The organism is Arthrobacter oryzae (assembly GCF_003634095.1).
GTDB classification, from domain to species: domain Bacteria; phylum Actinomycetota; class Actinomycetes; order Actinomycetales; family Micrococcaceae; genus Arthrobacter; species Arthrobacter oryzae.
In genome coordinates, this window is the sequence record NZ_RBIR01000001.1 from 513,212 (window position 1) to 539,639 (window position 26,428).

The 26,428-nt window shown below is 65.2% G+C and carries 25 protein-coding genes and 1 pseudogene; 14 read left to right on the forward strand and 12 right to left on the reverse strand.

Annotated elements, in window-relative coordinates:
* Positions 1-6: 6 nt before the first annotated feature.
* The 3 genes from C8D78_RS02450 to C8D78_RS02460 all read right to left on the reverse strand — a co-directional run bounded on the left by C8D78_RS02450 (position 7) and on the right by C8D78_RS02460 (position 4,238).
* Positions 7-1,629 carry an FAD-dependent oxidoreductase gene (locus tag C8D78_RS02450; protein ID WP_120950270.1) on the reverse strand — a complete coding sequence of 541 codons (1,623 nt, stop codon included), beginning with the start codon at positions 1,627-1,629 and terminating at the stop codon, positions 7-9.
* A 261-nt stretch (positions 1,630-1,890) separates the two neighbouring features.
* Entirely contained in the window at positions 1,891-2,553 is a 663-nt protein-coding gene (locus tag C8D78_RS02455) for a response regulator (protein ID WP_120950271.1), read from the reverse strand.
* A complete protein-coding gene (locus C8D78_RS02460; RefSeq protein ID WP_120950667.1) occupies positions 2,550-4,238 on the reverse strand; it encodes a sensor histidine kinase in 1,689 nt (562 codons plus the stop codon). Before C8D78_RS02460 ends, C8D78_RS02455 begins: the two co-directional genes overlap by 4 nt.
* 306 nt (positions 4,239-4,544) lie before the next feature.
* Between C8D78_RS02460 and C8D78_RS02465 the strand changes: the two genes are divergently transcribed.
* From C8D78_RS02465 to C8D78_RS19910, 8 genes are all read left to right on the forward strand, one after another.
* The gene (locus C8D78_RS02465) at positions 4,545-5,363 is read left to right on the forward strand and encodes an ABC transporter ATP-binding protein (protein ID WP_120950272.1); all 819 of its coding nucleotides are present in this window, start codon (positions 4,545-4,547) and stop codon (positions 5,361-5,363) included.
* 22 nt (positions 5,364-5,385) lie between these two features.
* On the forward strand, positions 5,386-6,282 hold the full coding sequence (locus C8D78_RS02470; protein WP_120950273.1) for an ABC transporter permease: 897 nt from the start codon (positions 5,386-5,388) through the stop codon (positions 6,280-6,282).
* Positions 6,283-6,285: 3 nt separating this feature from the next.
* Positions 6,286-7,341, forward strand: a complete 1,056-nt coding sequence (locus C8D78_RS02475) for an ABC transporter substrate-binding protein (RefSeq protein WP_120950274.1) — start codon at positions 6,286-6,288, stop codon at positions 7,339-7,341.
* Positions 7,342-7,583: 242 nt separating this feature from the next.
* A complete protein-coding gene (locus tag C8D78_RS02480) occupies positions 7,584-7,865 on the forward strand; it encodes a DUF3311 domain-containing protein (protein WP_120950668.1) in 282 nt (93 codons plus the stop codon).
* Positions 7,862-9,556, forward strand: a complete 1,695-nt coding sequence (mctP, locus tag C8D78_RS02485) for a monocarboxylate uptake permease MctP (RefSeq protein WP_120950275.1) — start codon at positions 7,862-7,864, stop codon at positions 9,554-9,556. Before C8D78_RS02480 ends, mctP begins: the two co-directional genes overlap by 4 nt.
* Before the next feature lie 67 nt (positions 9,557-9,623).
* Positions 9,624-10,280, forward strand: coding sequence for a DedA family protein (locus tag C8D78_RS02490; protein WP_120950276.1), 657 nt, complete (start codon positions 9,624-9,626; stop codon positions 10,278-10,280).
* 152 nt (positions 10,281-10,432) lie between these two features.
* Positions 10,433-10,735, forward strand: coding sequence for a DUF4193 domain-containing protein (locus tag C8D78_RS02495; protein ID WP_120950277.1), 303 nt, complete (start codon positions 10,433-10,435; stop codon positions 10,733-10,735).
* A 358-nt stretch (positions 10,736-11,093) separates the two neighbouring features.
* Complete coding sequence (locus C8D78_RS19910; protein ID WP_244208207.1) at positions 11,094-11,573, forward strand: lytic transglycosylase domain-containing protein; 480 nt, start codon at positions 11,094-11,096, stop codon at positions 11,571-11,573.
* 85 nt (positions 11,574-11,658) lie between these two features.
* Here the strand turns inward: C8D78_RS19910 and C8D78_RS02505 are convergent, their stop codons facing one another.
* Positions 11,659-12,579: an EamA family transporter gene (locus tag C8D78_RS02505; protein ID WP_120950279.1), complete on the reverse strand. Its 921-nt coding sequence runs from the start codon at positions 12,577-12,579 to the stop codon at positions 11,659-11,661.
* Positions 12,580-12,648: 69 nt separating this feature from the next.
* Between C8D78_RS02505 and C8D78_RS02510 the strand changes: the two genes are divergently transcribed.
* On the forward strand, positions 12,649-13,515 hold the full coding sequence (locus C8D78_RS02510; protein WP_120950280.1) for a LysR family transcriptional regulator: 867 nt from the start codon (positions 12,649-12,651) through the stop codon (positions 13,513-13,515).
* A gap of 74 nt (positions 13,516-13,589) precedes the next feature.
* Here C8D78_RS02510 and C8D78_RS02515 read toward each other — a convergent pair whose 3' ends face one another.
* The 3 genes from C8D78_RS02515 to C8D78_RS02530 form a co-directional block, all read right to left on the reverse strand.
* Positions 13,590-14,411 carry a PRC-barrel domain-containing protein gene (locus tag C8D78_RS02515; protein WP_147429527.1) on the reverse strand — a complete coding sequence of 274 codons (822 nt, stop codon included), beginning with the start codon at positions 14,409-14,411 and terminating at the stop codon, positions 13,590-13,592.
* 517 nt (positions 14,412-14,928) lie between these two features.
* Positions 14,929-15,195: a GlsB/YeaQ/YmgE family stress response membrane protein gene (locus tag C8D78_RS02525; protein WP_120950283.1), complete on the reverse strand. Its 267-nt coding sequence runs from the start codon at positions 15,193-15,195 to the stop codon at positions 14,929-14,931.
* 186 nt (positions 15,196-15,381) lie between these two features.
* Positions 15,382-15,828, reverse strand: coding sequence for an Hsp20/alpha crystallin family protein (locus C8D78_RS02530; RefSeq protein WP_120950284.1), 447 nt, complete (start codon positions 15,826-15,828; stop codon positions 15,382-15,384).
* Positions 15,829-16,043: 215 nt separating this feature from the next.
* Here C8D78_RS02530 and C8D78_RS02535 point away from each other — a divergent pair, with 215 nt between their 5' ends.
* A complete protein-coding gene (locus C8D78_RS02535; RefSeq protein ID WP_120950285.1) occupies positions 16,044-16,628 on the forward strand; it encodes a histidine phosphatase family protein in 585 nt (194 codons plus the stop codon).
* Between the two features lie 85 nt (positions 16,629-16,713).
* Here C8D78_RS02535 and C8D78_RS02540 read toward each other — a convergent pair.
* Together C8D78_RS02540 and C8D78_RS02545 are read right to left on the reverse strand one after the other, a co-directional pair.
* A pseudogene (locus C8D78_RS02540) lies at positions 16,714-16,815 on the reverse strand (ATP-binding cassette domain-containing protein); the annotation flags it as partial.
* A 28-nt stretch (positions 16,816-16,843) separates the two neighbouring features.
* Complete coding sequence (locus C8D78_RS02545; protein ID WP_120950286.1) at positions 16,844-17,350, reverse strand: GNAT family N-acetyltransferase; 507 nt, start codon at positions 17,348-17,350, stop codon at positions 16,844-16,846.
* 153 nt (positions 17,351-17,503) lie between these two features.
* Between C8D78_RS02545 and C8D78_RS02550 the strand changes: the two genes are divergently transcribed.
* On the forward strand, positions 17,504-19,630 hold the full coding sequence (locus C8D78_RS02550) for an acyltransferase family protein (RefSeq protein ID WP_120950287.1): 2,127 nt from the start codon (positions 17,504-17,506) through the stop codon (positions 19,628-19,630).
* Positions 19,631-19,685: 55 nt separating this feature from the next.
* On the opposite strand, the gene C8D78_RS02555 is transcribed toward C8D78_RS02550, so the two are convergent.
* A complete protein-coding gene (locus C8D78_RS02555; RefSeq protein ID WP_120950288.1) occupies positions 19,686-20,444 on the reverse strand; it encodes an EAL domain-containing protein in 759 nt (252 codons plus the stop codon).
* A gap of 118 nt (positions 20,445-20,562) precedes the next feature.
* Positions 20,563-21,072: a GNAT family N-acetyltransferase gene (locus C8D78_RS02560; RefSeq protein WP_167467834.1), complete on the reverse strand. Its 510-nt coding sequence runs from the start codon at positions 21,070-21,072 to the stop codon at positions 20,563-20,565.
* Positions 21,073-21,247: 175 nt separating this feature from the next.
* Between C8D78_RS02560 and C8D78_RS02565 the strand changes: the two genes are divergently transcribed.
* From C8D78_RS02565 to C8D78_RS19645, 3 genes are all read left to right on the forward strand, one after another.
* Positions 21,248-21,697 carry a bleomycin resistance protein gene (locus C8D78_RS02565; RefSeq protein WP_120950290.1) on the forward strand — a complete coding sequence of 150 codons (450 nt, stop codon included), beginning with the start codon at positions 21,248-21,250 and terminating at the stop codon, positions 21,695-21,697.
* A 757-nt stretch (positions 21,698-22,454) separates the two neighbouring features.
* Entirely contained in the window at positions 22,455-22,895 is a 441-nt protein-coding gene (locus tag C8D78_RS02570; protein WP_120950291.1) for a hypothetical protein, read from the forward strand.
* Positions 22,896-23,071: 176 nt separating this feature from the next.
* Positions 23,072-23,218 carry a hypothetical protein gene (locus tag C8D78_RS19645; protein ID WP_167467835.1) on the forward strand — a complete coding sequence of 49 codons (147 nt, stop codon included), beginning with the start codon at positions 23,072-23,074 and terminating at the stop codon, positions 23,216-23,218.
* 261 nt (positions 23,219-23,479) lie between these two features.
* On the opposite strand, the gene C8D78_RS02575 is transcribed toward C8D78_RS19645, so the two are convergent.
* The gene (locus C8D78_RS02575; protein WP_147429529.1) at positions 23,480-26,182 is read right to left on the reverse strand and encodes a hypothetical protein; all 2,703 of its coding nucleotides are present in this window, start codon (positions 26,180-26,182) and stop codon (positions 23,480-23,482) included.
* Between the last annotated feature and the right edge of the window lie 246 nt (positions 26,183-26,428).

Consider the following 26,428-nt stretch of genomic DNA (forward strand, 5'->3'; position numbering starts at 1 on the left):
GGCGCACTATGGCAGGCGGCGATCCGTGAGCCTGGCGCGTCGCTCGTTGGGATAGTGACCGGTCACGACGACGGTCGCGTCCTGGGTGGGGTTGACGGCGGGCTGGAACCCGGCCGGAACCGGCCGGGCATCGGCTGGCTGGTCAAGATGGTGGAAGGCCGGCGGGAAGGGCGCCGCCTGATCAATCAGCGCTTCATAGTGGTCGAGCCATTTGTTTTGGTTGAAGGCAACCGCAGCCACGATCCGGCCCTTGTAGCCATAGACCGCAACGAACCTCCGCTGGGCGACTGACCCCTGCATGATGGCGACCTGATCGGCGGCGGAGGGCACGCCGACGCTCTTGATTTCCGTGCCGAACTGAACCGACCAGAATTTCGGCACGGCAAGGTGCGGCCACCGTTCGGTCTCGTGGCTGACCATGTTGTGCGCTGCAACCTCCGCCTGGGAGATGGCGTTGCCCCAGTGCTCGGTGGCGAGAAATTGGTAGCCGAACATCGGCTGCGGCGCGCGCGCCACGTCCCCGGCGACGAAGACGTCGTCGGTGACCAGCCCGTTTACGTCGAAAGCGCGGCAGCCGGCGTCGCACGCGACGCCCCAAGGGCCGCTGGCCAGTCCGGAACCGTCGAGCCATTCGCCGTTGCGGACGGTCCCGAGCGCGGCGACGGCGACATCGACGTCGAGGGTGGTGCCATCGGACAAGTGGGCGCGGCACAGCTGCCCGGTGGCATCGCCTTCGAGCGAAACCACCCTCACGCCGCAGCGCAGATCCACGCCGTTCTCAACCTGCAGCTCTCCGGCGATGGCGCCGATCACACCGCCGAGCGCCGCGCCGAGCGGCGCCGGACCTGCCTCCGCCACGGTCACCGGCAGACCTAGTTCGCGGCACACCGAAGCGACTTCGCAACCGATGAACCCGGCGCCAATAACCAGGACCCGGCGAGGCCGCGCCGCCAGTAGCCGCCGAAACTTGGCCGCATCCTCCCGGGTCCGCAGGGTCAGGACTCCTGCCAGCGCCGCCTCGGCGATGTTCGGCCACGGCCGGGCCCGCACGCCGGTGGCGATGAGCAGTTTGTCGAATCCGATGCTGCTGCCGTCCGCGAGGTGCACCTTCTTCGCCGCCAGATCCAGGCTCGTGGCCGCCACTCCCAGCCGCCAGTCGGCGTCGATTGCCCGGCGGCGGGGCAACGAAGTGTCGTCGGACGGCACGGATCCTGCCAGGACCTGTTTGGACAGCGGCGGCCGGTCGTACGGTTCGTGCGTCTCGTCTCCGATGAGGGTCAGCGAGCCGGTGAACCCTTCCTCGCGCAATCGCTCCGCCGCGCGGAGACCGGTCAATGAAGCGCCAACGACGACGATCCTGCCGGATTGCTTGAACGTGTCCCCGTTACCAGCGATAACGGCTGCCGTTCGTCGGGTTTCCGTGGGGAGCTGCGGGCTGTCCGGCTCGTCTAGTTGGATGGCCTGTACGGGACATGCGGCGGCGGCCCGCCGGATCCGCTGGCGCTGCGCCTCGTCAGGGTCTGGATCGTAGGTGAGTGCCTCGTCTCCCTGAATAGTGAAGACGTCCGGGGCGAGGAAGGCGCACTGAGCGTAACCCTGGCATTTGGTGAGATCGACGACGAGCCTCATGCCGCACTTCTCCGTGGTTGAGGGACCCTCACGGGCTGCACCCACCCTGCGCCGGTGGGCTGGCGGCTCGTTCGTGAACCGGGCGGCTTAGGTCCTGTCCGGACTTCCGGGTGGGCGCGCCGGCCCGATTCCTGCTCGAGCGAATCGAGTCTAAGCCTCGTGGGTGGGGCCGCGGAAGAGGCCTGCGACCGGATCGTGCGGTCCGGAACTCGATCGGTCCGGGTTTCAAAATCCTGACGACCTGACCGAATCTGTCCAGGGTTAGGGCGTGCGGACGCTGTACTGGTGTTCGGGACGCCCGGTCGATCCGTAGCGGAGGTTCACCTCGATCGAGCCCTCGTCCACCAGAGCCGACAGGTACCGTTGGGCGGTGGCGCGGGACACGCCTACAGCGCTTGAAACATCGATGGCCGTCAGGACCCCCGGGGTTTGGCCCAGCGCGCTGAGGACGGCGGTCTCTGTCACCGAGCGGACCCGGGCTGTCTGTGTGTCCGAGGTGTGCAGCTGGCGCAGTGCCCGGTCGGCGAGGTCTTGGTCCAGGGCGGAACCTCCGGCCAGGAGGCGCCTGTAACGCGTGTATCCGCGCAGCCTGTCGGAGAGGTGTTTCTCCGAGAAGGGCTTAATGAGGTAGCCCAGGGCGCCTCGGCGCATGGCCTTGCGCAGGGAGGCCGCATCAGAGGCGGCGCTGAGAACGAAAGCGTCGACGTCGAGCCCGCGCAGTATGTCCAGCCCGTTGCCGTCCGGGAGGTAAATATCAATCAGGACCAGGTCGGGGCGGTATGTCTGAATGGCTTCGAGGGCCGCCCCGCCGGATCCGACAGGTTCCAATGCCGTGAAGCCCGGGGCGGCGTTGACGTACGTGGCATGAAGCCGGGCGACGTGGAAATCGTCATCGACGATCAAGACCCTCAGATCATCCTTCATGCGTGTTCCTTCCATCCGGTCGTGTCCAGTACTTGGGGGAGTCGTGCACAGAATACGGCTCCGGGTCCGCCGGGACTGCCGGGCGACACCACCCAGACGTCGCCGCCGCCGCTGCGGGCGATCTGGCGGGACAGGGCCAGGCCCAGCCCTTCGCCTTGTCCGAATTCCTGGTCGTTTGTTCCCCGGGGGACGTCCCTCCCGTCCGCGGCGGAGGAGGTCGAATAGCCTTCGGTGAACGGCGCCTCGCGGTCGTCCGCCTGCAGCCCGTCGCCGGAATCTGCCACCGTGATGTAGAGCGTGGTGTCCTCGCTGAGAAGTTCCACTTCCACCCATCGGTCCCGGCTGGCGCCCCGGACAGCTGCCGTAACGGCATTGTCCACGAGGTTCCCAAGGACTGTGGTGACGTTTTGCGGGTCCGCGACGGTCCCGGCGACCAGGGTTGATTCGCCCAGCCGCAGCGGGATCCCGACCTCAGCGGCGCGCAGCGCCTTCGCGCCGATGAAGGCCTGCAGATAGGTGTCCTCCAGCCGGCCGGCAAAGTCCACCGGGTATTTCAGCGGGCCTGATTTCAAGGTTTCCTGCAAGTAGTCGGCGGCCTCCGCGGGGCGCCCGACATTCAACAGGCCCGAGACGGCGTGCAGGCGGTTGGCGAACTCGTGCCGTTGTGCCCTCAAGGCGGTCGAGAGCGCCCCCACGGCGTCCAATTGACGGCTGAGGGCCTCCACGTCCGTCCGGTCCCGGACCATGAGTACCCAGCCGAGTTTCCTTCGGCCGCGCACCACCTTTCGGGCGGTCATGATCAGCACTGAGTCGTTCACCATCATTTGCACACTGCGTTGATCGTCGGCGTTCCCCGGTTCCAGCAGTGCCAGTACCCGCGGGGGGAGCCCGAGTTCGCTCAGCGTGCGGCCCGAGGTGTCTTCCAGGCCAAGGAGCCGGCGGGCCTTGTCGTTGCAGACGGTCACGTGCCCGTCTTCGGCGATGCCGATGACGCCTTCCACCACGCCGTAAAGCACCACCGCCTGGTCCTGTACGAGTTCACCAATCTCCGACGGCTCCAGGCCCAGCGTGTGGGTCCGCAGCCGGCGGCTCAGGAGCATCGTCCCGGCAGCACCAAAGGCAAGCGCAACCGCGGCGATCCCGAGGATGGGGAAGATGGCTGTCTGCAGCCCCGTCAATACGTCACTCGTGGAGAACCCCACGCTGACCTCTCCCACCACCGCCCGACCGTCGGCGGACCACACAGGCACCTTGGAGCGGACCGATGGTCCAAGGGTTCCGATCTCCTCGACGGTGATTTCCTGCCCGGAGAGTGCCGCGTCCGGGCTGGTGCTCACGGGCCGGCCGAGTTCAGCGGGGTTAGGGTGTGACCAGCGCATGCCGTAGCGGTCCGTGACCACAACGAACAATGCGTCGGTGCGGCTCCGCAACGTTTCTGCCAGCTGCTGGACGGCGCCGGTGCGCAGCCGGGTATTCGCAGGGGTGGACGCTGCGGCCGAGCCGGCGCCTAGTTCCCGGCGGACAATATCCTCCACCGCCATGCTCTGCGCGACGGCCAGGGATTTGGAGCCGATCTCCGCGCTGAGCCGCTGGTAGGACAACCAGCCGTAGACGCCGGCGGTGAGGACGACAACCACAACCACGACGGTCAGTTGCAGGACCAGCATCTTGGTTGAAAATGCCATTCCGGTCTTGTGCGCCGACCGGCGGTCGCCTAGCTCAGGGACAACTGTGTCCGCTGCTTCCACGTGATCCTCATTCAGTTCTTGCACCGGACCCCGGTGGTCCGGGACCACGTTAGGGCCATTGCCGCCTCCGGCACCAACCGGCGACTGAGCACAATGCGCAAAAGGTGCACAACGGGTTGATTGGGGGCAATGGCATAAAGCGCGACGCCCCGGCTTTTCGCCCGTACGGTCTTGTGAGGCAGCCCACAGGAGCGTCTTTCCGTCCCTGATGCGGCAGCAATGCAAAGTGACGAAGGAGACACCATGCCAGGTAACAAAGCGCCGCTGATTGAACTGAAGGCGGCAACGAAGAGATTTCCCAAGAACGGTGGCGGCATTCACACGGCCATCCGGGACGTGAACCTGTCGATAGCCCCGGGCGAGTTCGTCGCCGTCGTCGGCCCCACAGGTTGCGGCAAGTCCACCACCTTGTCGCTGATCTCGGGACTGCAGCCCGCATCGGAGGGGGAGACCTATGTTCGCGGAGACCGGGTCACGGGCATCCCGGCCGGGGTGGGGTACATGTTTCAGGCCGACGCGACGCTGCCGTGGCAGACGGTGCTGGACAACGTTGCCTCGGGACCGCGCTACCGCGGGGCCTCGAAGGCCGAGGCCCGGGCACAGGCACGGGAGTGGGTGCAGCGGGTAGGGCTGGGCAAGTTCGAAAAGTACTATCCGCACCAGCTCTCCGGTGGCATGCGCAAGAGAGTCGCCCTGGCCCAGACGCTGGTCAACGAGCCCGAAATCATGCTCATGGACGAGCCGTTCAGCGCTTTGGACGTACAGACGCGCCAGCTCATGCAGCAGGAGTTGCTGCGCTTGTGGAGCGGCAGCGACGCGGCGGTCGTCTTCGTCACGCATGACCTGGAAGAAGCCATCGCCCTGGCCGACCGGGTGGTGATCATGACCGCCAGCCCGGCCACCATCAAGGCCGAATTCAGGGTGGACCTGCCGCGCCCCCGCGACGTGGAAGAGGTCCGGCTGACTCCCGAGTTCCTCGCCATCTACCGCCAGGTCTGGGACAGCCTGCGGGACGAAGTGGAACAGGCCCGGGCCACGGCCGGGCAACCCGATGCAAAGTAAGCAATCAGTGAGGACAACGACGATGACGTCACCAACTATCAGCGCGGCCCCGCCCGTGGGGCCTGGCTATGCGCTCAGCGCGGAAAACGAGGCAACCCTGCTCGCCGGGGTACGCAAATCGAATCGGAACGCCGCCCTCAAGGTCTGGGCCCTGCGCGCGGTCATCGTTGCCGTGTGGCTCGGCAGCTGGGAACTGACCGCCACCTATGTCATAGACCCGTTCTTCTACTCCAAGCCCTCACTGATCTGGGACCGGCTGATCCAATGGTTCTCCGCCGGCACGCAGTTCGGATCCGTGTGGGAGAACATCGGCTACACCGTCCTCGAAGCGACCGCCGGCTTCGCCATCGGCACCGTCGCCGGGATTGTGCTGGGCGTCCTGCTAGGCCGCAGCCGTTACATGGCGCAGGTCTTTTCCCCCTTTATCAAGGCCGCGAACGCCGTCCCGCGCATCGTCCTGGCCGCACTGTTCATCATCTGGTTCGGGTTCGGGATCAGCTCCAAGATCGCCACAGTGGTGGTCCTGGTCTTCTTTGCCGTGTTCTTCAACGCTTTCACCGGAGCGCGGGAGGTGGACGGCAATGTGGTCAACAACGCCCGGATCCTGGGCGCCAGCAAACGCAAGATCCTCACCTCCATCGTGCTGCCCAGCGCGACCACCTGGATTCTGTCTTCCCTCCACACCGCCTTCGGATTCGCCCTCATCGGCGCGATCGTGGGCGAATACGCCGGCGCCAAGCACGGCATGGGCATGCTCATCGCCAACGCCCAGGGCACCTTCGACTCGGCAGGCATCTACGCCGGCATGATCATCGTCACCGTGGTGGCACTCCTGGCCGAATCCCTCATCACCACCGCTGAAAACAAACTCCTCAAATGGCGACCCTCTCAGGTCCAGAATCAGATCAAGGGAATCTAGAACATGAAAACGAAACTACAGCGACGTAGCGTCCAGGCATCAGCCGTCATCCTCGCCTTCTCAGTTGCCGCAGGCGTGAGCGGCTGCCAGGACTCGCGGGCCGCATCCGTTGACAGTGCAGCCACGCCGGAAGTCAACATCATTGTCGGCGGCCTCGAAAAGGTCATCTACATGCCCGCCAAGCTGGCCGAAGGCCTCGGCCTGTTCGAGAAGGAGGGCGTGAAGGTCAACCTGCTCGGAGAACAGTCCGGCGCCACGGCGGAGAACTCGCTCTTGACCGGCAACGCGCAGGGCGTCGAGGGGTTCTACGACCACACGATCGACCTGCAGGCCAAGGGACAATGCATCACCTCCGTAGTCCAGCTTGCCAACATCCCGGGGGAGGCCGAGGTCGTCTCCACCGCCAAAGCGGACGCGATCAAGGGCCCGGCAGACTTTGAGGGCAAGAACCTGGGCATCACATCCCTGGGCTCATCGACGGACTTTCTGACCCAGGCGCTGGCAGGACAGGCCGGTGTGAAGAGCTACACCCCGGCGAAGGTCGGCGCAGGCCAGACGTTCATCGCGGCGATGGACAATAACGGCATCGACGCCGGCATGACCACCGACCCGACCATCGCCCAGCTGGTGGAAACCGGCAAGGGCAAAGTGCTCGTCGACATGCGCACCGAAGAGGGGACCCGCAAGGCCCTCGGCGGCCTTTACCCCGCCGCATCCGTCTACATGAGCTGCGACTTCGTGCAGAAGAACCCCCAGACCGTGCAAAAGGTGGTCAACGCCTTCGTGGGTGCCCTCCGTTTCATCAACAGCCACACCGCCGCGGAGATCGCCGCCAAGATGCCAAAGGAATACGCCAACGCGGGGCAGGCCCTCTATGAAAAATCCATCAACGACACCAAGACCATGTTCAACAAGGACGGCATGATGAACGCCGAGGGTGCCAAGAACGTCCTGAGCATCCTCGACAAGTACTCGACCAACGTCAAGGGCAAGGCCTCCACCATCGACCTGGCAAAGACCTACACCACCGAGTTCGCAAGCAAGGTCCCGGCACCCTAGCCTGAAACAGATGCGCAAATAAACAGCCAAACAGCGGACCCCGTGCGCCGCCGTCCCACCGGACGGCGGCGCACGTTTTGGCGTCGCGGCCGCTTCGGGCAACGCGGGGGCATGCGCCCTGTTGAAGAATAAATCCAGTGCCTATTCTGTTGCTTAGGACTGCTCGACTCGCGGTCCACAGGCCGCCGGCACGTCCCGGGAAAGCCTTCCCGCTCCGGGGCCGTCTCGAAGAGGAGGCGTTGATGTCAAGTCCCGATGTCCCAACGCGGGGTCCGGCCAGGTCCGGCCCATATATCATCACCGGCATTCTCTTGGGCATCGCAATTGTGGTTCCGTTGTTTGTGCCCGCGTATTCGGTCGATGAGCCGCGGTTGGCCGGTATGCCGTTCTTCTACTGGTATCAAATGTCGTGGATTCCGATTACCTCGGCGCTGGTGGGGATCTCCTTCTGGATAGTTAGCCGGGAGGACCGCCGCCGGCGCGAAGCCGTGCGCGGCGTCACGAGCCCCGAGGAGGAGCCATGAGCGCCGGATCAGTACCGCTGGCTGCTCCGGACCGCCCTGTTAACGGTGTTGCACTCGCCATTGTGATCCTTCTTTTCGTCCTGGTGGCGGTTCTCGGGTTCTTTGCCGCGCGGTGGCGCCGCGGGGAGGCGACCGGGCTGCACAGCCTCGACGAGTGGGGCCTAGGGGGCCGGGGGTTCGGGACCTGGGTGACCTGGTTCCTGCTCGGCGGCGACCTCTATACGGCGTACACCTTTGTCGCCGTTCCGGCGGCAATGTGGGCCACCGGAGCCGTGACCGGCTTCTTCGCGGTTCCGTACACGATTGTTTTGTACCCGATTGTGTTCCTGCTGATGAGCCGGTTGTGGTCGGTCTCGCACCGGCATGGGTTCGTCACGCCGGCGGACTTCATTGGCGGCCGTTATGGCAGCAGGGCGCTTACCCTGGCCGTGGCGGTCACCGGGATCGTCGCGACCATGCCTTACATCGCATTGCAGCTAGTCGGTATCAAGGCCGTGCTCACGGTGTTGGGCGTGGGCAGTGCGGGGAACGTGCTGCTGACTGACCTGCCGCTGATCCTCGCCTTCGTGGTGCTGGCCGCCTATACCTACACGTCCGGCCTGCGGGCTCCGGCCCTGATCGCCGTGGTGAAAGATCTGCTGATCTATCTGGCAGTGATCGTCGCCGTGATTTACCTGCCGATCAAGTTCGGCGGCTGGGGCAATATTTTCGACTCCGCCGAGACGAAAATGGGTACGGTCAACCCGGCTACCGGCAAACCCACCGGGATTTTCATTCCCGGCGCCGCCAGCTACTCCGCCTACTGGACGCTGGCTCTGGGCTCGGCCCTGGCGCTGTTCATGTATCCGCACTCCATCACGGGAGTCCTGGCGACCAAGAGCAGGAACACGATCCGGAGGAACGCGGCCGTGCTGCCGCTGTACTCATTGATGCTGGGGTTCTTGGCGCTGCTGGGCTACGCGGCCATCTACGCGGGGACCAAGCCCATCGACCTGAACGGCGCAGTGAACCCGCAGCTGGTGGTGCCGCAACTGTTCCTGGACTATTTCCCGGCGTGGTTTGCCGGTATAGCCCTGGCTGCCATCGCCATCGGTGCCCTGGTCCCGGCCGCGATCATGTCAATCGCCGCAGCGAACCTGTTCACCCGCAACATCTATCGCGATCTGGTCAGGCCCGAAGCCACACCCCGGCAGGAAGCACAGGTCTCCAAGATCGCCTCGCTCGTGGTGAAATTCGGCGCACTGATTTTCGTCATTGCCATGGACCAGTCGGCAGCAATCAACATGCAGCTCCTCGGCGGCATCTGGATTCTGCAGACCTTCCCGGCGATTGTGGGAGGGCTCTACACACGGTGGTTCCACCGGTGGGCCCTCTTCGGCGGCTGGGCGGCCGGAATTATCTACGGGACCGTCGCGGCCTATAACGTCGTCAACCCGGTCACGAAAGCCAACTTCGGCGGCTCCATCGCCGCCATCCCGGGCACCAATATTCAGGTCTACATCGCTGTTGTGGCGTTTGCGATAAACCTCATCGTTGCCGCCATCCTGTCTCTGCTCTTCCGCGCCATCAAGCTCCCTGACGGGCAGGACATCACCCGTGCGTCGGACTACGGGGCAGACGAGAACGATCCGAAGGTGGCCCAGATCCAGCGCGAACTCCCTATCGCCGAGCCCGGAGGTCCCACATACTGATCACGCAGGATGATGTCCGGCACGGACGGGGCAAGCCCGAACTTTTTGGCAAGCGAACGGAATTCCGGTGAGCGGACTTGTGGACAACATCTTGAACGTCAGCCCGCTGCTGGCGCTGCTCATCGTGGGCCTGCTGGTCTTCGCCGAGGATGCCCTCTTTATCGGCTTCGTAATTCCCGGCGAGACCGCCGCTGTCCTTGGCGGGGTGGTGGCCAGCCGCGGGAACGTGCCCGTGTGGGCGATGATGGTCCTGGTTGTACTCGCCGCGGTCATTGGGGACACGGTCGGCTACGAGGTCGGCAAACACTTCGGGTCCAAATTCCTGAACCTGAGCGCCCTGAGCAAACGCCAGGCCAAACTGCAGAAGGCGCAGGACTTTCTGCGCCGCCGCGGCGGCATGGCCGTCTTCCTGGGGCGGTTTGTTGCGTTTTTCCGCGCCGTCATGCCAGCCCTGGCCGGTACCTCGCGCATGCACTACCCGAAATTTCTGGCCTTCAACTTCGCCGGCGGGCTGGTGTGGGGCGCCGGTTGTGTCCTGCTCGGATACCTGGCCGGGAATTCCTACGAGGCGGTCGCCAAGACCGTGGGACGCGACGTTACCGCCGTCGTGGTGGTGGCCGTGGTGATTGCCGTGATCATCTGGCGTATCCGCAGGGCCCGCGTCGAACGCAGTGCCGGCGGCGCGCCTCATACTGGCCCCGCCGACGACAGGACGGAACCCTGAGACGAGGCAACCGGTGTCCCGCGGGCGGGAGAATCCCCGCCACGGGATCTCTGCGCACATGACGGCGGGGCTGTCATGTGCGGGGAAACGCCGGCAATGGTGTACGTTGGCTACCCGTCAGAACAAAAACATTAGGAATGAGAGTCACCGCAGTGGCAACCGATTACGACGAAGTCCGATCCGACGTCAAGGAGTCGCAGGACCATTCCCTGCAGGCGCTGCAATCCGCCAACGCCCCGGATGCCCGCAGCGTTGTCCGTGAGCTGGATGAAGCCGACGCGTTTGATGACGCCCTCGTCCCCGGCGGGGAATTCGTCTCCGAGGAGCTCGTCGTACAGGTCATCCCGCAGGCGCAGGACGAGTTCACCTGCTACTCGTGCTTCCTGGTTCGGCACCGTTCTCAGCTGGCGCGGGAGAAGAACGGCCACGCATACTGCATCGACTGTGAGGGCTAGCACAGTGACCTCCCGCGTGTCCGGCGCCGGCGCGCTGCCGCGCAGCCCGCGGTACACAAGCGCCCAGGGCGGGTCCGCCTAATCCATGCTCCGCGTGAAACGCCTTGCTGTGCTCGGTCTGTTCGCGTTCTGCGTTATCACCGGGTTCTTGTTTTGGGCACTCCATCTGTCCGGTGGGGGTGCCGACGGCGCCCGGCCTGCGCCCCCGCGTGCGGAGGCGAAACTTCAAACGCTGTCCACTGGCATCACTTCCGCCGTAAACGTCACGCGGAGCGCTGATGCGCAGTGGCTCACCCGTGCCTCAGCGCGGACCGGCATCCCTGCCCGCGCACTGGAGGCTTACGTTGCGGCGGCCGGTATGGCCAACGAATCTGCTCCCGCATGCCGGATCGGCTGGAATACGGTGGCGGCCGTCGGCTTCGTTGAATCCGGTCACGGAACCTTCGGTGGTGGAAAGCTGTCAGCCACGGGCCAGGCGAGCGGGCCGATTGTCGGGCCGAGCCTGAACGGCGACGGCTTCGCCGCGGTCGCGGACACCGATGCCGGGGCACTGGATGGGGATGCGCACTGGGACCACGCCGTCGGGCCGATGCAATTCATTCCGTCCACCTGGCGGCTTTACGGGCGGGACGGGAACGGAGACGGGAAGGCCGACCCCTTCAACATTGACGACGCCGCGCTGACCGCCGCCTCGTACCTGTGCGCCCACGGCCGTGATCTGATCACCGCAGACGGCTGGACCGACGCCATCTTCTCCTACAACCAGTCTGATTCGTACGTGGAGCATGTCCGTGACCGCGCCGTCGCCTACGCGGCACAGGCGGGTCCGCCAGGGTAATCCACGGTGGTCCCGGTCAGGCGGACCCTCCCTCGGGTGACCGCGCTCCAACGTCGGGTTCGGAATCCGCCGGTGGGGGAGCGGGTCACCCTGCGGGCGGTATTGCGTCCGGCTTGGTGCGACGGGCCAGCGCAATCGCGCCGGCATTCGTGGCGACCACCAGGCTTATGCCCAGCCATTCGTGCGGGGCGAGGATCTGCCCCAGCACGATCATTCCGGAAAGGGCCGCGAGAAGGGGGTTGATGCTCATGAACACACCGAAGAAGGCCGGGCGGACGCGGCGGAGGGCAACAAGGTCCGCGGCGTAGGGGATGACAGAGCAAAGCACGCCGGCAAGGACCGAAAACAGGATTGCCGGGCCGGTCAGCGACCCTTGCAGAGCGACGAAGGCGGCCACCGGCAAGTAGAGCACCATGGAGACCAAGGTTGCGGCCGCCGGTCCCTGGAGGCCGGGCAGCCGTTGGCCGACCACCCGGTTGAGCACGATGTAGGCCGCCCAGCAGCCAGCTCCGGCAACGGCGATGCCGATGCCGAGGTAGTCGCTGGACGGTCCTGGCAGCACCAGAACGTACACGCCGGCGCCGGCACTCAGCGCGCAGAGCAGATCCAGCTTTGATCCGGAGCGAAAAAGGGCGATGGCCAGCGGACCAAGAAATTCCAGCGTCACGGCCAGGCCAAGTCCAATGCGCTGAATCGCGACGTAGAGGCATATGTTCATCAACGCGATCGTTCCGCCCAAGAGAAGCGCGGGCCACCACTGTCTCCAGGTGAAGCGATGGACGGGCGGCCGGGCGGCGGAGACGAGCACGGCCGCGGCCACGAGTTGCCGCACGGCGACCACCCCCGCAGGGCCGAGCACCGGAAACGCGAGGGCCCCGAGGCCCGCGCCGATCTGATTGCTGATCCCGCTGCCAGTCATGGTCAACAGCCCGCCAAGAACTCCGGGCGGGGACTGAGCCGGCTGGCGGCGGTCTTGGCCGAAGCCGTCCTCTGCAGATGCCTCCATGGTTCACAGTGTGGGGCCAATTTCCGTCACCAATAAATGCCTCCGCCGATCCTTCTATACGATGACCGTATGAATCTTGAGCTGCGCCATCTCCGGGCACTCGTCGCCGTCGACGAGGCCCGGACCTTCACCGACGCAGCCATCAGTTTGGGCACATCGCAGGCAGGTGTCTCCCGTGCTGTCGCCGCCCTGGAGAGCACTCTGGGGGTCCGTGTTTTTCAGCGGACCACGCGCAGCGTGACCCCGACCGCAGCCGGGCAGCGGATTATCGAACATGCACGGCGGGTCCTGAACGAGGCCAAGCTGCTGGAAGAGGCCGCCAGGGATCACGCCGGCGAGCTCAGGGTCGGCTACGCCTGGTCAGCGCTCGGCAGCCGAACCATAGCCCTGCAGCGCCGCTGGGAGGAGGTGAACCCGGGGGTGCAACTCATCTGGGTTCAGTCGAACTCGGCGGCTGCCGGTCTCGCCGACGGGTCGGTGGATCTTGCCGTCGTCCGGCGCCGCCTCCATGACCCCCGCTTCACTGAGTCGCCGATCGGAACGGAGCGCCGCTACGCCGCGGTGGCTGCGACCGATCCGCTGGCGCGACGCCGATTCCTGCGGATGGCGGATTTTGCCGGGCGTACAGTCGCCGTCGACAGCCGGACCGGAACCACGGTTGAGGATCTGTGGGGGCCCGAGGCAAAGCCGTCGTCCCTGCGTCCAATCCAGGGCGTGGACGATTGGCTGACGCTGATTTCCACGGGTAAGGCCATGGGCATGTCCTCCGAAGCCACCGCGACACAGTACCCACGTCCCGGGGTCGCCTACAGGCAGGTGCGGGACGCACCCCCGATACCGGTCTTTTTGGCGTCCTGGAAGGATGACCCGTCAGTTCTCCTGGCGGATTTCGCGCGTCTGGCCCGGGACGTATTTGCGTCCCCGCCCCCGCTTTAGTCCCGTCAGCCGGAGCCCTCGGCATCGAAGGCGTTCCGGTCGCCCGGCCGGCCTCGTTCTGTGCCGGCTGCCGGCTACTGGTCCGCTTCGGGGTGCTCACGGTTCCCCGGGATGCGCGAGGGCAGACCTGGGGCCGCGCCGTACCGGCGCAGCCGGCCCGGCCCGGCATTCGGGCTGCCGGACCCGGCCGGCACATCCGCGCCGGGGTTGCTGCCCGTCATGCCCTGGGCCTCGCTGTAAGTCTGCAGGCCGCCGTCGCGCTGGTAGTGGCGGTAAAGCCGGTCCTGCTCGTCAGGTTCGAGTCCGCCCTCGGGCTCGATGCGGGGCGCGTCCTTGACGAGGGCTTTGTTGTACGGGATGACGAGGTTCGAGCCGTCGATCCGTGCACCGTCCAGCGGGAAAAAGGATTCATGGCTGCCGAAGAGGCCGGTGGCCACGGTCGCCCAGCTTGGCCGGTCTGTCGCATCGTCCACGTAGATCTGGCCGATGCCGCCGATCGTGTCGCCGTCGACGCTGATGACATTGCCCTTGCTCTGGATCAGGCCATCAATATCTTCCCTGTTCAGCATGACCGTAGTTCCTTGGATTCCGTAGGGTGGATTCCGGGTGCCGGCCGCCGCCGTCGGCTCATTGCCGGGCGTCGGAGCCGACGCCGGGGTCTCAAGATCCAGGGCGGCTTCCGTGTTCTCGCCGGCCGGCCGATTCCAGGTCGCGACGATGCTGACCCCGCCCCCGTCATCTCGTTCCGTGGCGACGGTGATCTCCTCAGGAGGCGCTCCCATCCGCAGGAGCTCGTCCCGGAAGCTGGCCACGAGCGAGGACAGTGTGTCCTCGGTCCATTCTCCTGGCCGGACTCTGGTGGAAATTTCAACAGGCTCTGGCTGATCAAGCGTCACCGAAGTGACCTCCTTGTCGAGATAGCGGCAGCCGGGCTGCTCCTTTGTCCAGAGGCCGGACGTGACGACCTGAGGGCGAGGCGGCCGCTGATAGGCCGTGCCCTGCACGTGCCGTTCAGGTCTTTCAGGCGACCCCGCCAGTACATCCTGAAGCGAGAGCCAGGAAGCGGTGCCGCCGTGCCGCTCGTTCTAGGCGGACGGCGCGGCTGGCGGCACCGGGCGACCGACCGGCGAGGCGTCGGACATGGATCTGATGAAAGCCTGGTCCTGTGGCGAAAGCGGCAGTTGGCCGTTCCGATCCACTCCCGCCGGGCCTTCCGGGTGGGCGTTTGCCTGTAGGACCAGCTCGGTCACGTTCCGTGGGAGGATCACCATGCCGGGATTGGCGCGGAGCCATTCTTGCGTCTTTGGACTCAGTTTGTTCCATGCGCGTTCGATTAATCCGCTGCTCATTGCGCCTCCTCTGCGGCTGTCTTTATTGGCGGGATCGTCCCCCGCTAGGCCCTGCTACGCCCTGCTAGGCCCTGCTACGCCGGCCTGCAACCGCGCCGTAGATCACCAGGACGATGACGGCGCCGAGGATGGACAGGAGCCAGGTCCGCAGATCGAAGAAGTTGCCGAGGCCGCCGCCGAAGATCAGCGAGCCGATCCAGCCGCCGAGGATGGCGCCCACGACGCCCACGACGAGGGTGATCACCCAGCCGCCACCTTGCGTGCCGGGAAGAATTGCCTTGGCGATGGCCCCCGCGATGAGCCCGAGAATGAGAAACGCGAGAATCCCCATGACTGTACTTCCTTTCGACGTACCGGCCGCTGGATGCGACCGTAACCATGATTCAATCAGCATGCTTAGTAACGCGCAATACCCGGCGCCGTATGAATATCCGGGACTCCCGAGTGCGCCGCCGCACCCGCGCGCCCTCCCAGTGCCTGCCGGGATGCGGATGGGCGGCGGGCGCCCCTGCGGCCGTCAGGTCACGTAGTTCTCTGGCGCATCCGGTGACTGATTGCGGCCGCGGCTGACGTGGACTTTCGTGGCGGGCCCGCCCGGGTGCTCCGGAAGCTGAACCCGGATTTCCAGGACGCCGTCGATGTAACTGGCCACAACAGTTTCAGGGTTCGCGCCCCAGGGCATCGGGACGCTTCGAGAAAATTCCCCATAGCGCACTTCGCTCCGATAGCCGGGCAGATCCTTGACGTCCGGTTCCGTCCGCCGGGCGGTGATGTGCAGGGTCTCATCCGTGACGCTGATGTCTATGTCATGGTCCGGGTCGATGCCGGGGATATCGGTTCTGACGACCAAGGTGTTTCCGTCCCGGTACTCCTCGACTCGCAGACCGCCTTCCGCCTCGCCCTGCAGAAAGCGCCGGACCGGTTCGGGCACGTCAATGCCCGTGCGGCGGAAGAAATTTTCCATGAGTGTCCCCTTTGCTGATTGTGGCCCTGTCAGCCTGCCCCGGTATCACGTGGCGGGTTCCTATGGTGCCCGATGTTACAACTGCCGGGGTGGCCGCACCAGCGGTTGCGGCGCCGGGCAAGTGCAGCCGGCCAGCCGGCCAGCTGCCGTGAGCCGGCCGACTCAGTCCTTGGCAGTGTCCGGCCCCCGCCAGGGGTCAGGGCAGAATGATAAGCATGACCCTCACGACGTTCGCCCTCGTCCGCCACGGCCAGACGGATTGGAATGCGCAGCGCCGGCTGCAGGGCTCCACTGACATACCTCTCAACGACGTCGGCCGAGCGCAGGCGCGTGACGCCGTCGGCATTCTGTCCCGATATGAGTGGGATGTGATCGTGTCATCGCCTCTGTGCCGCGCCACGGAAACCGCCGACCTGATTGCCGCCGGGCTGGAGCTCCGGGTGACCCGGCGCGTGGCCGAGCTCACCGAGCGTCGCTTCGGAGCCGCCGAGGGGCTCCAGGACGGCGCGGAGCTGGACGCACTCCGCGTGCCCGGCGGATTCCGCGGCGCAGAAACCGAGGAGGAAGCGGCCAGCCGTGGGCTCGCGGCGCTGGAAGGGCTGGCTGAGGAATTCCGTGGCCGCCGCGTCCTGGTCATATCCCACGGTTCACTCCTCCGGCTCAGCCTCAATCGCGTCGCCGGCCGCCTCCTGGACCGCATCGACAACGCCGTGCTCAACCTGGCCCACCATCATGCAGTGAACGGCTGGCAGCTGGAATACTTCAACGGCGAGCGCGTCATGGCGGACGCCCGGAGCTGATGGGTGGCGGATGCGGTCAGGCGTCCCGGTGCCTTACTGCCGTGAGGGCGCCGGCCTAATTCAGTGGCGCCGCGTGGCCAGCCTAGGGGCGTCCGTTTACGAGTACCCGTCCCGACGTCGGCCGGTCCAGCCCCAGGATCATGCGCATGGTGGTGGACTTGCCGGCTCCGTTTGGGCCGAGGAAGCCGGCGCCGGGGGTCTTTTCCCGAATGGAACTATTGGAGCCCGGCAGTCATCTGAATGCGACGACCGTGTCGGTCGAGCCCGAGTTGCCGCTCGATATTCGCGAGGTGCTGGTGAAAGGCGGTGGACGGCTCCGTTTCGATGAAGCCGGCGCGCGCGTAGAAGGGGCCGTTCCAGGGGACATCGGAGTAGGTGCGCAAACTTAGGCACTGGTATCCGCGACGGCGTGCTTCGCTCTTCGCGGCCTCGACGAGTGCCCGGCCGTGTCCGCGCCGGCCATGTCCGGGCAGCACCGACAACTGCTCCAAGTGGGCCACCAAATCGCGTTCGAGGACGTGGACGAATCCGATAACAGCGCTTGCCTCGGCCTCTTGCGCGACCAGGATGTAACCAGGGACCGCCGCCCTCGACGCACCGGACGGGGCTGGCTCCCAACTGTCGGGGGTCAGCCAGTCGATGAGCAGCTGGTCGGCGGCGTTCTCTATCCGTTCGATCACCGCGTAGTCGGTGGGCGCAGCGAGTCGGATATGAAGGGTCACCGGGAAAGTCTATGTGTTGTCCAATAACCAGAGTCCTTGTGCTTCCGGCCTGGCCACGCCGCGTGTCCGGAACGGCATCAGGCGCCCAGGCTCCATCGTCGGGAAGCTCTGACGGTCACCGTGCCGTTGCGGGAATGCACTATCGTTCTCTCCATGCCCACAGCACTTTTGTCCGAGTCCGCGCCTGCAGGGCTACAGCCAGCGCAGGCCAGGCGGCCCGCTTTTCGCACGGACATTCAGGCGCTCCGGGCCGTGGCGGTCAGCCTGGTGGTGCTGAACCATTTATGGCCCGCCCGCCTAACCGGCGGATACGTGGGCGTGGACGTGTTCTTTGTCATCTCCGGTTACCTAATTACTTCGCACCTGAATAAGGAGCTCGCGGCAACGGGCCGTCTGCGCCTCATCTCGTTCTACGCCCGGCGGGTGAGACGACTCCTGCCGGCAGCATTCCTGGTGCTGGCAGCAGCCAGTGCGGCAGTCATGATCTGGCTTCCGTTTTCCCGCTGGCTGGCAACTGCCCAGGAAATTGTGGCCAGCGCCGTCTACGGCGAGAACTGGGTGCTGGCCGCTAAATCTGTCGATTACTCGGCGTCGACGCAGTCCGCGACGGTAGCCCAACATTATTGGTCCCTGTCGGTGGAGGAGCAGTTCTACCTGCTGTGGCCGCTGCTTCTGGTCGGTCTTTTCCTCCTCGCGCGCCGGTTGAAGCGCAGCCCGGAGATGGTGCTTGGACTGGGCATCGGTGCGTTGTGCGTCCTAAGCCTGATCGTGTCTGTGCTGATGACTGAGTTTGCCCACAACCAAGCCTATTTTGCTACGCCGGTCCGCGCATGGGAGTTCGGTGCCGGGGCATTGATCGCTGTGGCAGGACGCCGGCTCGCCTTCGGACGGACGGCGGCCAATCTTGCATCCCTGTCCGGGCTGGCCCTGATACTGCTTTCCGGTCTGTTCTTCACCGAGCAGACCGACTTCCCCGGCGTCGCCGCGCTTCTGCCCGTGCTGGGGACGGCACTCGTCATCGCCAGCGGGGGACGCGGACCCCTGATGCACGGCAAGGTGACTGCCCTGGGGCCCGTCCAGTATCTTGGCAATATTTCGTATTCGGTCTATCTGTGGCACTGGCCGCTCATTGTTGTTGCCCCGTTCGTACTGGACAGGCAACTGAGTTCGGTGGACAAGCTGGCAATCGTGCTGGTTTCGGCTGTCCTTGCGGCCGTCACCAAGGTCCTTGTCGAAGACCGGGGGCAGAAAGCCCGCATCCTCGCCCTCAGTAACCGCCGCAGCTTCCTGGCGATGGCGGCAGGCATGGCGATCATTGGCTGCATCGCGGCTGGCCAAACCTGGGCCTGGGGGATTCAGAGCGCCGCCGCAGAGGAGGCCAGTGCCGCCGCCGACCGGTCGCCCTGCCGCGGACCCAGGGCCATGGAACCGGACGCGCACTGCCCTAACCCCTTTGGGCCGGCCACCGTTCCCGACATGACGAAGGCGAACCAGTACTGGAATTTGGCGCCCGAATGCGGAGCGCCCCTCACGGCCCTGATGGCGGGCGGAACAAAGACGCACGTTTCGTGTGATTTCTCCGCCGGCAGGCCGAACCCCAAGGTTGTCTGGCTGGTGGGAGATTCCCACGCCCAGCAGTGGCAAGGCGCCATCTTTGCCCTTGCCCGGCAGCGTCATTGGCTCGTCAAGACGGCCATGCTCGGCGGATGCCCCGTGGCCGACGTTCGCTTCGTTGGTTATGAGGGCAAGACGGACCCGGCCGAAGCGAAGCGGTGCATGGACTGGTCCGCGGCCGTTGCCGACGCCGTGGCCACGGACCGGCCGGCCGCCGTCTTTTCCTCCGCATTCGCCCGGGATGAAAAAGTCGACGACGGCTCCGGGGCCCCGGAACAGCAGCAGTTCGGCGGTGGGTTCCAGCGGACATGGAAGAAGTGGACGGATCGCGGCGCCAAGGTTTACGTGCTGGCGGACCCTCCGTTGAATGCCGGGGTGAGAAGCGCGGACTGCGTGTCCTTGAAGGCGGCCGATCCGGCCCAGTGCGCTGTTCCGCTGGCGGTGGCGCAGCCGCAGGATCCGCTCACCCTGGCGACCCGGACTGCCCGAAATCCCGGTGTTTCCCTGATCGATCTGACGAGCTACTTCTGCGACCGCCGGGACTGCTACGCCGTAATCGGGGGAGTGGTTGTCTACTTCGACACGAACCATCTCAATGATGAATTCAGCGCGTTGCTTGGACCCATCCTCGGAAAGTCCGTGCCGTCAACAGGTTCCCTGGGCTAGCAGCCGGTCGCCCTGCCATAAGCCGTTCGCTTCCTACCGCAAATGACGGGGTGTCTCACACCCGGTCAAGAACAGACCCGGAATGTATCTGCGGAAGCGCCTCGAATGCTGGCTTCGCAAACCAATATCCCTGGAAGAGGCGGATGCCGGTTGCCTTCAGAACCAGGAACTCCGCCTCTGTCTCGATGCCTTCTGCGAGCACCGTGATGTTGAGTTCCTTGGCGATCCCGACGATGCCAGCAGCCACGGCCTGACGGACCGGACTGGTGTCGATTCCTCGGATGAGCTTCATGTCTATTTTGATCAGGTCTGGCTGGAAATCGACCAGGAGCCCCAGTCCCGCATGACCGGCACCAAAGTCGTCGATGGCGGTGGTGAAACCGTGCTTGCGATACTCGGTGATGATGTTCCTAAGATGAGCGGTGTCCGAGACCTCCTCGTTCTCCGTGAACTCGAACATGATTGACGACGTCGGAAAGCTGCACCGCCTGGCCGCAAGCAGCGTCGCGCGAAGACATGCGGCCGGTTCGTAGACGGCGTTCGGCATGAAGTTGATCGACAGCATCAACTCCTCATCCGCAGGGAACAGGCGCGACGCCAGCTCGATTGCCTTGACGCGGCAGTCTTGGTCGAAGCGGTACTTCTGCTCCGGTGAGACCTTTGACAGGACGTCATAAGCACCCTCGCCCGACAAGCCTCTGACCAACGCCTCGTAGCCCCAGACGCGGCCGGCAACGGCGTCGTAAATTGGCTGGAAGGCCATGCTGAATTCGAAGTCGAGTTTTGCAGATGCGCTGCAGCCGTCGCATGCCATGTGGGGTCCTCTCGCTGGTTTAGTCCACCGTATTGCAAGACGGATGCTGCCCACATCTTCGCAGTCCGGGTTGGGGGCCGCGTCCCAACGCACGCAGGCCCGGTCCGGGCTTTCACCCCTAGGCAGAAACTGAGAAAACGAGGGAATCCTGCCACTGCCCGCGGATGAGCTTGTCCGCTTTCCGCAACCCGTTGCGGGACATGCCGATTTTTTCCAGAACCCGCGCGGATGCAACGTTCCCAGGCCTGCACGTGGCCGTGATTTCCGACAAACCGAGCTCTTCCATGCCAAATCTCAGCAGGGATTCCGCCGCCTCGGTAGCGTAGCCCCGTCCCCACAAGCCCGGGGCGATCACGTATCCGAGGTCGCCCCTGCCGCCGGTCAGCGACAGGCCGACCGAGCCAATTGGATCGCCGGGCGGGACGGTTACGGCGAGGGTGAAGTTTGCCCGGTTCGGGTCACTTTGCGCGACTAGGCAGGTTTCGAGAAATGTCTTGGTGTCGGCTGTGGTGTTCGGTCCCCACTCAACGAATTTGGCAATTCGTTGATCGGAGGCGAAGGCATGTACCGCATCGAAGTCGTTCGCCGTGTATTCGCGAAGCAGGAGGCGTTCGGTGCGGAGCTGCATTCCCCCATCATGCCGGACCTGGGTGAGGGCTAATCCCGTGGCCCGCCGGCTTCGCAGCAGCCTCTCTGGCCAAACAGACAGCCGCCCTCCGCAGCGAGTCGCTTTACTCCAGCCGACGACGCGCTGCACGAGGGAACGCGCCCGACGCCTCCCGAGCAAGTGGGAAGATCCTGTTATGACTTCAGCAACCCCTGCACCCGACCCCGGCCTGGTGCCGGAACTTCTCATCACGGATCTCGACAAGAGCCTGGATTTCTGGTGCCGGCTCTGCGGGTTTGCGGTGCTCTATCACCGGTTCCACGAGGGATTCGCTTACCTCGCCAGGGGAACGGTTCACATCATGCTCGAGCAGGCAGGAGTGGGGCGTAACTGGATCACCGGTCCCCTCGAACACCCATTTGGGCGCGGGATTAACTTCCAGATTTCCGTTCCATCGATCGATCCGCTCGTCAAAGCTCTGGAGGCCGAGGGCTGGCCGCTCTTCTTGGCGCCCGAGACCACATGGTACAGAACCGGTGAGCACGAAGCCGGCGTCACACAGTTTCTGGTGGCAGATCCGGACGGCTATTTGCTCCGCTTCCAGCAGACCCTGGACCGAAGACCCGTCCCTCCAGGGTCGGCATGAGGAGCCACTGGACCTGGGGCAGAATCGCTGCGGGGTGAGAGTCAAGCCCCCTGCGCAGCCGGGTTTGTCCTGTGTGAGGACCACAGTTCCGCATGAGATAAGCAGAACGAGGGTAACGTCCGGCCGTCGCCTGACTTGTATGATCTGGTCATGGGGGTGCGGCCATGACTGAGGACCTGTTGGCCGGTCCGCGAGGACGGCGGTTCTGCCTAGCAGTTCTCACGGCCGCGCGACCAGAGACTTGGACGTTGGCATTTGAATCTGCAATGGCCCCCGGTGATCAGGGGCTTATGGATGAACTAGCCCGCGCCCTCGGCAGCGCTCATGCAATTGCGGTGGCGGAATCCGCCGGAGGTGCCCTTCTGCTGGCCGGGCTCGCGGAGGCAGTTAATTCCGCCCGTTACTGGCAGGAACCCGACGAGACTGACGAGTTGCTCCTGCAGCGTCCCGTCGTGACGGCCCTGGGCCCCGCTGCCGCTTTGCTGTCAGGTTCACTGGCGGCCTGGCTGCGCCCAAACTCGGTGGCTCTGGACCGGCAATGTTTCGTGCAATGGACTGATGGACAACAGCTGCAACCGCCCAGCTTCACTGGTGCCGGTGAAAAGCTGGCCCGCTGGAAAGCCTCTACTCTCGCAGACGAACGTCAGGCAGCGGACCGTCCAAGGGATCCGGCAGCTCTCTGGAGCGGACGGTGGTGGTCCACGCCGGCCCTGTCTGATCTGGTGACAACTACCAGGAGCATCACCGGGCTGGGGCCATGAAACTGATGCTGGTCGAAGACAGCCTCGGATGGAAGCGCGCCATGGTCCGGCCGCTCGCACCGGCCTCAGGGTCGCGTATTTACGAAATATCGGGGCCGGCGGCGTGGACGGCCCTTGTGGCCCGGTACCCGCTGGACGTCAGCCTTGCGAAGCGCCACGACTGGTGGCGAACTACGGGGGTGGACGGGTCATGGCTGATCCCCGACTGGTCAGCCGTTGCCGCGGACTACGACGGCGTTCACCTCACCGTCTCCGGTTATCTCACGACCGCCGGGAGATACCTCCCCGTCGGTCAGTCCGGCACGGTTTTCGCGGGCTGGAACCCTGACGAGACCTACTGGCTCAACGACGTACTCCGTCCAGGGACCGTCCCCTCAGAGTGGCACAGCAACGAGTCCCAACCGCCCGCATGGCTGGGCGCAGCCACCAGACGGTAATAAGCGAATCGGGATCCCGGGGGATCCGGTCGAGGTGAACGGATGGTGTATTTAGCCGTCACTTCTTCTGAACGAACCATGAATACCATTCGGTTCTTCGGAGGCGGGGGCTGTATTGTGCTGGAACTTCGTCCAGTCCACAGGTTGTGTCAAGGTTGGGCTGTCAGAGTTCTCCGGTGACAACAACAGAACTCCGCCCCGCAAGTGGCGACAAGCTCGCAGACATCCACCACTACGCCGTCGACCTGGTGGCGTCCCAGACCCCCGAAGAAGTCCGCGTAGGCCGCAATCTCATGCTGATCCTCAGGGGCAAGAACAGATAGTCCAGTGCGGGTGCCACCTGGCTCGCCCCTCATACGAAGAAGGACCCCGGACCGATGATCGGTCCGGGGTCCTTCCGTGGTGGTTAACTCAGCCAAAGCGGGCTTGAGGCCGGCTGCCGTTCAGCGGTGGTGCTTCAGCAGGTATTCCCGCCCGGTCAGGTGGCCAGGGCCACACCGGGATCAGGCGGGTTTAGTTGCAGACGACGGAGCCGCCGATCTGGGTGCAGCCGTGCCCACCGCCAGCCCCGCGGGCGAGGGAGTTCAGCCACCGAGGTGGACCTGGACACCGTACCGGTAGCTGTAGTCGATATATCCACCCTGGTAGATCTGTCGGACGCCGCCGCTGATCGCGTACTCGTCCGACGTCGGGTAGCCCAGCTTGCCGCGCTCGTAGCCGAGCCGTGCCCACGCTGCGCGGATTGCCCCGGTGGAGCTGTGTGCTCCGGTGGCCGGTGCCCAGTAGATCGCGCCACCCTGGTACCTCTGGTAGACGCCGCCGTTGATGAGGCCACCGATCTCATCAGAGGTGGGGTATCCCATCTTCCCGCGCTCATAGCCCAACCGGCCCCAGGCTGAGCGGATGCCGCCGGTGGACATGTGCGCTCCGCTGGCCGGCGAGTAGTAGATGGCACCGCCCTGGTACCCCTGGTAGACACCGCCGTTGTTGAGGGAGACCTCATCAGTGGTCGGGTAGCCCATCTTTCCGCGCTCATAGCCGTACTGGCCCCAGACACTACGGATGCCGCCGGTGCTCATGTGCGCTCCGCTGGCCGGCGAGTAGTAGATGGCACCGCCCTGATAGGACTGGTAGACGCCGCCATTGACGAGTCCGCTGATCTCATCGGTGGTCGGGTAGCCCAGCGGGCCGTTCTCGGCCGCAAACGACTGCCAGTCGGCGCGGATGCCGCCGGTGGACATGTGCGCCCCGGTGGCCGGCGTCCAATAGATGGCACCACCCTGGTAGGACTGGTACACGCCACCCTTGTAGCCGGGGATCTCCTCGGAGGTCGGGTAGCCCATCTTGCCGTCCTGGGCACCGAACTTCTGCCAGACGCTTCGGATGCCGCCCTTGACGATCACCGCTATGGATCTCGGGGAGGTGAAGATCCCGCCGTTCTGGAATTCCTGGGACGAGCCGCCGTTGGCCAGGCCGGTCGTCAGATCAGTGGTCGGGTAGCCCAGCGGACCCGCTTCGGCGCCCGAACCCGTCCACCGGTTGTACACCTCAGAGAGGTTCACGAACTTGTGGGCGCCGGTCGCGGCGGACTGGTAGATCCTTCCATTCTCGAACTGCTGGTAGCTGCCACCGCTGGGCAGGGTGATCTCCGCGCCGGTCGGGTTGCCGAGCGGGCCGGATGCACCGCCGGCGGCGTTCCATTCGGTGGCGATCGAACCGCTCACCGGCGGCGTGCCGGTTGTGAGCATGCCGTTCCGGAACTGCTGGGTGACGGTGCCGGTGGAGTCGGTGACCGGTGCATTGACCGGGTAGCCGTACTGGCCGGTGGCGCCGCCGGCGTTGTTCCACAGCGTTTCGATCTTCGGGTCAACAGGTACCGCGCCGGTGGCTGCGGACCAGTAGGCGTTGCCGCCAATGAAGGACTGCGAGCAGCCGCCGTCCGCCGCGCAGGTGATGGCGTGTGTGGCAGCTCCGAGCCAGCTGTTCGTCGGATCGCTCTGCATCGCGGTGAACACTGAGTTCATGTTCGTGAGCGCGCCCAACCCGTTCGGAGTACCCATGCCGGTCGGGCCGTCGTAGCCGTAGCTGCCCGTGCACAGGTAATGGGGCAGGCAGAGGTTGGTGGCGCCTGTGGTGACGTCGTTGAGTGCCGACGGCAGGGCGTAGGCGTAGCTGGCGGGGTTGCTGGTGCTTGTCGGGGCCAGGGCGCCGGCAAGAGCGGAGAGCCCGGCGATGAACGGTGCCGAGGCACTGGTGCCGCCCATGACGAGCCAGCCGCTGGTGTTGCTGTCCGGAGTGCTGTCATACACAGCCAGGCCGGTCCGGGGATCGGCGACGGCGGAAATGTCCGCCACGGTCCGGTTCGCACACCCGGTGTCCTTCTGCCAGGCGGGTTTCGTTGAGTAGGTCGAGCAGCCGCTTCCGGCACCCGTGGTGCTTCCGGCTGCGCCCCAGACGGTTTCTGCCCAGCCGCGTCCGGGCAGGCTGCTGCGGCTCAGGCTGGTTCCGCCGACGGCGGTGACTACCGGGGAGGATGCGGGGTATTCGGCCCCGTAGCCGGAGTCGCCCGCGGCGACCGTGATGGCCACGCCCGGGTGGGTGTAGTACGGGTCGAAGTTGTTCAGACCGGCCGACTCGGCGGCGCCGTAGCTGTTGCTGACGGCGACGGCTCCCATGCTGACCGCCGTGTTCACGGACGGGCCAAGGTCATTGAGGAGGTCGGAGTTCGCTTCGACCACGAGGATCCTGCAGCCCGGGCAGGCGGCGGAGACCATGTCGACGTCCAGGGACGCTTCCTGTGCCCATCCGGTGTTGACCGCCGGAAGCGGGGAGGCCGCGCCGGTCTGGTTGACCTTCTGGAAGCAGCCGTTCGCGCTGGTACATGCGGGCAGGCCGAACTTGGCCCGGTAGACGCCCAGGTCAGCTTCGAGGGTCGGGGCGTCGAACGCCACGGCGACGGCGACCGTGCGCGGCGCGGCCAGTGACACCGCCGGCACGTTGTAGGCCGAACGCAGCTCAGCCGGCCCGTAGCCCTGAGGGGGCGCTGTTGTGGTGAACGGCTGGGCACGGACGTTCCGGTTCAGGATCGCGGTGCAGGCCATCTGGAGCGGCTGGCTGGCGGAGCAGACGTCGTGGAGACCGCCGCTGTCCTGAGAAGTCACAGCCGGGGTCACAGCCGGGACGGCGGCGGAAGAGACCGGTGCCGATGCCAGGCCAAGGACGATCAGGCCCAGGACAGTGATGATGGAAGGCAGGGCTTTGGGCACGCCCGCGAAAGGTGTTTTCAAGTGAGAATCCCCCGAGTAAGGTCCGTGCCTCGCATGGTGCGGAACCGGACAGGGCTGAATGGATCAAAGTCGTAGCCCCGGGCAACAGAGTACGCGGGGGAAAGGTTCAGCGAAAGTGCCACTGACATGCAGATTCACTGGAAATCCCGATCGCAGCTCGGCTGCGACTGCCTACCGAGCGACACTGGGCCCAAACAGCGTCCTCAAAGTAGCGAGACCAGCCCGGCGCGAACCAAACCCCAGGAA